Source organism: Microbacterium sp. B19 (assembly GCF_000333395.1).
In the GTDB taxonomy this organism is placed as follows: domain Bacteria; phylum Actinomycetota; class Actinomycetes; order Actinomycetales; family Microbacteriaceae; genus Microbacterium.
The window spans coordinates 1-6,679 of the sequence record NZ_BADA01000370.1 but is presented as its reverse complement, the minus strand read 5'-3'; the positions used below and the strand labels follow the sequence as shown (position 1 = coordinate 6,679).

The 6,679-nt window shown below is 69.9% G+C and carries 7 protein-coding genes and 1 tRNA gene; 2 read left to right on the top strand and 6 right to left on the bottom strand.

Annotation, left to right across the window (positions count from 1 at the left end; all coding sequences use genetic code 11):
- The 3 genes from I5G_RS13300 to I5G_RS13285 form a co-directional block, all read right to left on the bottom strand.
- On the bottom strand, nucleotides 1–603 hold a 603-nt coding region (locus I5G_RS13300), incomplete at its 3' end, for a carbohydrate ABC transporter permease (protein WP_239642541.1).
- A 14-nt stretch (nucleotides 604–617) separates the two neighbouring features.
- The gene (locus I5G_RS13290; RefSeq protein ID WP_026095916.1) at nucleotides 618–1,526 is read right to left on the bottom strand and encodes a carbohydrate ABC transporter permease; all 909 of its coding nucleotides are present in this window, start codon (nucleotides 1,524–1,526) and stop codon (nucleotides 618–620) included.
- The gene (locus tag I5G_RS13285; RefSeq protein WP_026095915.1) at nucleotides 1,523–3,532 is read right to left on the bottom strand and encodes a beta-galactosidase; all 2,010 of its coding nucleotides are present in this window, start codon (nucleotides 3,530–3,532) and stop codon (nucleotides 1,523–1,525) included. The genes I5G_RS13290 and I5G_RS13285 overlap by 4 nt, the downstream gene beginning before the upstream one ends.
- Before the next feature lie 163 nt (nucleotides 3,533–3,695).
- On the opposite strand from I5G_RS13285, the gene I5G_RS13280 reads away from it, so the two are divergent.
- On the top strand, nucleotides 3,696–4,709 hold the full coding sequence (locus tag I5G_RS13280) for a LacI family DNA-binding transcriptional regulator (RefSeq protein ID WP_022879491.1): 1,014 nt from the start codon (nucleotides 3,696–3,698) through the stop codon (nucleotides 4,707–4,709).
- 61 nt (nucleotides 4,710–4,770) lie between these two features.
- On the opposite strand, the gene I5G_RS13275 is transcribed toward I5G_RS13280, so the two are convergent.
- From I5G_RS13275 to I5G_RS13265, 3 genes are all read right to left on the bottom strand, one after another.
- Nucleotides 4,771–4,852: transfer RNA gene (locus I5G_RS13275), tRNA-Tyr, on the bottom strand.
- A gap of 102 nt (nucleotides 4,853–4,954) precedes the next feature.
- On the bottom strand, nucleotides 4,955–5,830 hold the full coding sequence (locus tag I5G_RS13270; protein WP_022879490.1) for a PfkB family carbohydrate kinase: 876 nt from the start codon (nucleotides 5,828–5,830) through the stop codon (nucleotides 4,955–4,957).
- Entirely contained in the window at nucleotides 5,827–6,327 is a 501-nt protein-coding gene (locus I5G_RS13265; protein WP_022879489.1) for an FBP domain-containing protein, read from the bottom strand. Before I5G_RS13265 ends, I5G_RS13270 begins: the two co-directional genes overlap by 4 nt.
- A 67-nt stretch (nucleotides 6,328–6,394) precedes the next feature.
- Between I5G_RS13265 and I5G_RS13260 the strand changes: the two genes are divergently transcribed.
- Nucleotides 6,395–6,679, top strand: a 285-nt coding sequence (locus I5G_RS13260) for a DUF520 family protein (protein WP_022879488.1), incomplete at its 3' end; no start/stop codon positions are given.

Here is a 6,679-nt window from a genome sequence, read left to right as displayed (position 1 = left end):
CGCCGGGAACATCAGGCGGATCGACACCGTGAAGAACGTCCGCACCTCCCCCGCTCCGTCGAGACGGCTGGCCTCGAGGAGTTCGTCGGGAACGGATGCCTCGGCGAACACGCGCGTGAGGTAGACGCCGAACGGGCTCACGATGCTGGGGAGCAGCACGGCCCAGTAGGTGTCGGTGAGCTGCACCTGACTGAACAGCAGGAACAGAGGCAGCGCGAGGGCCGTCGCGGGCACGAGGACCCCACCGAGCACGGTGTTGAAGATGGCCTCGCGACCCGGGAAGCGGTACTTCGCCAGCGCGTAGCCGCACATCGCGGCGATGACGGTCGCGATGACGCCGCCGACACCGGCGTACAGGACGCTGTTGCCCAGCCACTTCAGGTACACGCCGTCGCGGTAGGCGAACAGCTGCCCGACGTTGTCGAAGAACCGGAAGTCGGCGAACCACAGCGCGTTGGTGCTGAACAGCTGTCCACGGTCCTTCGTGGATGCCACGACGAGCCACCACAGCGGAATGAGGAAATAGAGCGTGAAGATGCCCATCACGACCATCGCGGTCGTGCGCGACAGGATGCTCTCGCGGGGGCCGGAGCTCGTTCTCATGCTCGAGCTTGTTTTCATGCCTGTGCTCCACGACGGCTGAGACGGAGGAAGGTGAACGACAGCACGAACGTGGCCAGCGCGAGCACGACCGAGAAGGCCGCCGCGAGCGAGACGTTCGGGATCGAGCTGGTCGCGTAGATCGTCATGTTGGGAGTGAAGGTGCTCGTCACCGCCGAGCTGAACGACCGGAAGGTCTGCGGCTCGGCGAGGAGCTGGAGCGTACCGATGATCGACAGGACACCGGTGAGCACGAGAGCCGGCCGCACCAGCGGGATCTTGATCGACCAGGCGATGCGGACGTGGCCGGCACCGTCGATGCGCGCCGCCTCGTAGATCTCCTGCGGGATCGCCAGGAGCGTCGAGTAGATGATCAGCATGTTGTAGCCGACGAACACCCACGTCACGACGTTGGCGATCGACCACAGCACGAGATCCGCGGACAGCAGGTCGACGTTCGAGGTGATGCCGGGGAACGGCGAGAGGTTCGGCGAGTACAGGAAGCCCCACATGATCGCGGCGATCACGCCCGGGACGGCGTACGGCACGAAGAACGCCAGGCGGAAGAACCGCTTGCCGCGCAGCAGCGGCGAGTCCAGCAGTAGGGCGAACAGCAGGGCGAGGCCCAGCATCACCGGCACCTGCACGACGCCGAAGAGCAGCACGCGGCCGACCGATGTCCAGAACGCGGTGTTCTGGAACACGAGCGAGTACTGCGCGAGGCCGCCGAACACCTCGCGGGCCTGGCCGAACGTGCCCTCGCGCTCGACGACGAGCAGCGACTTCCAGATCGCGTAGCCGATCGGCACCAGGTAGAAGAGCACGAACAGCACCACGAAGGGGGCGATGAAGGCCGCGATGGCCCTCTTGTGGGGGATGCGTCGACGCGCCCGGGGCGTCGCTGCCCCGGTGGCGGAAGCGGTCATGAGTGGTTCTCCTCTCGGACGACGCGCACGGCGCCGGAAGGGACGCGCAGTCGGTCCTCGACCGCGGGTCCCGTGATGAGCTCGGTGCCGCGCACGTCGGCAACGAGGTCGGTGTCGCCGTGATTGACGACGAAGACGTAGGAGGCGTCCGCCCCGCGGCGCCGCACGACCTCGAACGCCCCGGGGGCGTCGACATCGACGGGCGGACGCACGCCTGCCTCCCGGGCGATCGCGCCGATCCGGTCGGCGAGGGCCGCGGGCTCGAGCTGGGTGGCGAGGTACCACGCGCTGCCCCGCCCGTGGGCGTTGCGGGTGATCGCGGGCGACCCGGCCGCGGGACCGTCGGCGAACGTCGCCACCGTCTCGGCCGTCGTCGCGCGCAGGCGCTCGCTCCACAGGTGGGAGCGCGTGCCGTCGTCGAGCGCGATCGCGACGCCGGGCGCGACGGGCGCGAACTCTTCGACATGGATGCCGAGCGCGTCGCGCAGCGGACCGGTGTAGCCCCCGGCCCAGACACGGTCGTTCTCGTCGACGATGCCCGAGTAGTAGGTCACGACCGCGGTACCGCCCGCGGCGACCCAGTCGGTGAGGACGTCGGCTTCGTCGGCGCGCAGGAGGTGGAGCCCCGGGACCACGACCACGCGGTACGCGGACAGGTCGGCCCCCGGGCGAACGATGTCCACGGTCAGCCCCTGGGCGTGGAGCGCGGCGTAGGCCGCGTGGACCTGCGTGAGGTAGCCGACCGCCTGGCTGGGACGGCACTCGGTGTCGGTCGCCCACCACGCCTCCCAGGAGAAGACGACGGCGGCGTCGGCGAGGACGCGCGAGCCCGCGACCTCGCCGAGCCGGTCCAGGATGCCGCCGAGTTCGACGACCTCTCGCCACACCGCGGAGTCGGTGCCGGCGTGCGGCAGCATCGCGGAGTGGAACTTCTCGGCGCCCTGCAGAGAGGCACGCCACTGGAAGAAGCACACGCCGTCGGCGCCGCGCGCGACGTGGGTGAGCGAGTTGCGCAGCAGCTGACCGGGCTCCTTGGCGAGGTTCAGCGGCTGCCAGTTGACGGCACCGGTGGAGTGCTCCATGAGGATCCACGGCGCGCCCTGCGCGAGCCCGCGGCTGAGGTCGGCGGCGAACGCCAGTTCGCTCAGCGGGTCGCCCAGGCGGTGATCGAGGTAGTGGTCGTTGGCGACGACGTCCATCTCGTCGGCCCACGTCCAGTAGTCCATGTTCTCGATGTGCGCGGTGACCATGAAGTTCGTCGTCACCGGGCGGTCGCTGAGGCGCCGCAGCACGTCGGCCTCCGCCCGGTACTGCGCGAAGACGGCGTCCGAGCTGAAGCGGTGGAAGTCGAGCAGCTGCCCCGGGTTCCGCGCCGACAAGGCTGCCCGCGGCGGGAGGATCTCCTCCCAGTCGTAGTACGACTGGCTCCAGAACGCGGTGCCCCACGCCCGGTTGAGCTCGGCGACGGAGCCGTAGCGTTCGCGCAACCAGATCCGGAACGCCGCGGCGCTCTCGTCGCAGTAGCAGAGGGCGTTGTGGCATCCGAGTTCGTTCGAGACGTGCCAGAGCGCCACGGCGGGGTGCGACCCGTACCGCGCGGCGACCGCCTCGACGAGACGGAGGGATGCCGTGCGGAAGATCGGCGAACTCGGGCACCACGCCTGGCGGCCACCGGGGTAGCGGCGCGTGCCGTCCTCGGTCATCGGCAGCACCTCGGGGTGGGCGCGGCTGAGCCACGCGGGCGCGGAGGCGGTCCCGGTGCCGAGGTTGACCCGGATGCCGGCGGCGTGCAGCCGCTCGAGGATGTCGTCGAGGGCCGCGAAGTCGAAGGCGTCCGGTCCCGGCTGGAGGTGCGACCACCCGAAGATGTTGACCGCGACCAGGTCGACTCCGGCCTCGCGCATCAGGCGGATGTCCTCGTCCCACACCTCGGGCGCCCACTGCTCGGGGTTGTAGTCGCACCCGAAGGCGATGCCCTCGTGGGTGAAGGGGGTCCGGCCGGTCATCCTGCTCCTCGTTCTGTGAACGTGCACAGTTTCGAGCGGGATGCCTCTCCGTCGAGGTTCTGTGAACGTACACAGAGTGGCATCCGACGTTTTCCGCGTCAAGTCTTCGTTATCAATCTGTGCTCGTTCACACACAGGGCGTCCCCGCCCTAGGATCGGGATCGTGGATACGGAGCGTCGGCGTCGCGCCACCGTGAAGGACGTCGCTCTCGAGGCGGGGGTCTCGCGGGGGACGGTCAGCCGCGTGCTGAACGGGCAGCCGTACGTCTCGGAAGACGCGCGCGCGGCGATCGAGGCCGCGATCGCGAAGGTCGGGTTCGTCCCCAACCGCGCGGCTCGCAGCCTCGTGATGCAGAGCTCCCAGGCGATCGGCCTCATCGTGCACGAACCGCACTCGCTGTTCGTGGAGGACCCCAACATCGCCTCGATCCTGCTCGGCGCCAACAGCGCGCTCTCCGAGGCGGATTACCAGCTGTCGTGCCTGATCGCCGACACGCCCCGCGACGTGGACCGGCTCGCGCGCTATCTCAGCGGCGGGCTCATCGACGGCGTGATCATCGTCTCGGCGCGCGTCGGCGACCCCATCACCCGGGCGGTCGTCGAGCTGGGCCTGCCCGCAGCGTTCGTCGGCAACCCGCGCGACATCGGCGACGCCGCCCACGTCGCGATCGACAACCGCGGCTCGGCGCGGGAGATCACGAAACGGCTCGTCGGCACGGGCCGCCGCCGCGTCGGCATGGTCGCCGCGGCTCTCGACCGCGACTCCGGCGCCGATCGCCTCGCCGGGTTCGTCGACGCGCTCGGCGGGGACTTCGACCCGCAGCTCGTCGAACGGGTGCCGTTCTACTCGTTCTCCGACGGCAAGGCCGGCATGAAGCGCCTGCTCGACCGCGTCCCCGACATCGACGGCGTCTTCGCCTCGAGCGACGCCGTCGCCGCCGGCGCGATCGAGGCCCTGCGCGAAGCCGGTCGTCGCGTGCCCGACGACGTGGGCATCGTCGGCTTCGACGACAGCTCGTGGGCCCTGCGCTGCGATCCCCCGCTGTCGACCGTGCACCAGCCCGCCGACGAACTCGGCAGCGCCGCCGCCCGCGCCGTCCTCGCGCAGCTCGACGGCCAGACCTTCACGGCCCCGATCCTGCTGGAGAGCCCGATCGTCTGGCGCGAGTCGGCCTGAGACGCGGAGCCAGTCAACGAGAAAAGCCCCGGTCTCCCGGGGCTTTTCTCATATGTGTCGGTGGCGAGTGAGGGATTCGAACCCCCGAATGCAATGCAGTCTGATTTACAGTCAGATCCCTTTGGCCGCTTGGGTAACTCGCCAGGTGCGCACCCGCCCGGCTTTCACAGTCGACCGGAGGCGCGATCACCTACCTTACCCTCCCGGAGGGGGTGCTTCCAACACGGGCCCGGTTGGTGCCGGGTTCACTCGGGGATGCGCAGCAGGGCGCCCTCGCTCCGGCAGGTCGCAGCCGCGACTTCCATCGCGCGGTCGAGCACGTACCCCCACTCGGCCTCGTCGGCGGGGAGGCCCTCGCGCACGAGCGCGACCGACGTCGACAGCACGGCGTCGCCGCCGCCCATCGTGTCCACGATGCGGCCGGGAAGCTGGGCGATGCCCCGCGAGACGGTGAGTCCGCCGGCGTCGATCGCCGCTCCCCCGGCCCCGTAGGTCGCGAGCACGGCATCCACGCCGAGGGCCGTGAGCTTCTCCCGCAGCCCCTCGAGCGGCGCGTCGTAGAGCAGCTGCGCGTCGTCCTCGCCCACCTTCACCAGCTGCGCGTGAGCCGCGGCCTTCTCGAACCCGCGGACGAACTCGTCGCGATCGTGCAGCATCCCGGCCCTCGGATTCGGATCGATCGCGAGGGACGCCGAGCCCACGGCATCCAGGAGCGCGTCCGTCTGCTCCGCGTCGTCGAAGGGGAAGCAGCTGACGACGACCATCGCCGCGTCGGCCAGGGCCGCCCGCTCGGCGTCGCCGTAGTGCACGCGACGGTTCTGCGCCGCCTCGTTGAAGACGTACTCCGGCTCGCCACCCGCCGAACGGGTGCTCACGGCGCGCGACGACCCGTGCTCCGAGGGGCTCGCGAGCAGGTCGACGTCGTACTCCGCGAGGTAGGCGCGGATCTGCTCCCCGGCGGCGTCATCGCCGACCATCGCGATCAACGACGCGGGGACGCCGAGCCGCGAGAGGCCCACGGCGACGTTCAACGCCGCGCCCCCGACGAACTCGCGGACACCGTCGTCGTCGCGCAGTTCGTCGATCAGGGCGTCGCCGATGACGACGACCCGGCCGGTCACCGCTCGACCCCGGCCGTCTCGAGCACACGCTCCACGAACGCCTCGGTACGACGTTTGGTGCCGTCGATCTTCATGTCCACACTCCCGCGGATCTCACTCGGCGCCAGCGGCATCGCGAGGCGCACGTTCTCGTGGCACGACAGGTCGGCGCACATGTACGTGCCGACCGTATCGCCGTGTTCGCCGGCAGCCCCGGCTTTCCGCGCCGTGAAAAGCGACACCTGGTCGCCGGGCTGCATCGTGTGGCACAGGTTGCACATCGCCGCACGTGCCCGGGACTGCCCGTCGGCGACCCGCAGCACGACGCCCGTGGGCTCGCCGTCGCGCTCGGTCACGAGGTAGCCGCGCCCGCGGGTGCGGGGGTCGCGCCACGCGAAGAAGTCGAGGTGGTCCCAGTCGGTGAGTAGGAAGTCGTGCGGCAGCGCCACGACCCGCAACTCCTCGGGCGCGGCGTTGACGAACGCCTCGCGCACCTCGTTCTCGGTGAGTGCTCGCATGGCATCCGAGTCTACGAGCGACCGCCACCCGCTGGGCCGGTCGCCTCCGGCTCGATAGAATCCCGGGATGGCCGACAGCTCATTCGACATCGTCTCCAAGATCGACCGCCAGGAAGCCGACAACGCGCTCAACCAGGCGCGGAAAGAGGTCGAGCAGCGCTACGACTTCAAGGGCGCCGACGCCTCCATCGAGTGGAGCGGCGAAGCGATCCTCATCAAAGCCAACTCGGAGGAGCGCGCGAAGGCCGTCCTCGACGTTTTCCAGACCAAGCTCATCAAGCGCGGCATCTCGCTGAAGAGCCTCGAGTCCGGCGAGCCCACGGCGAGCGGTAAGGAATACCGCATCACCTCG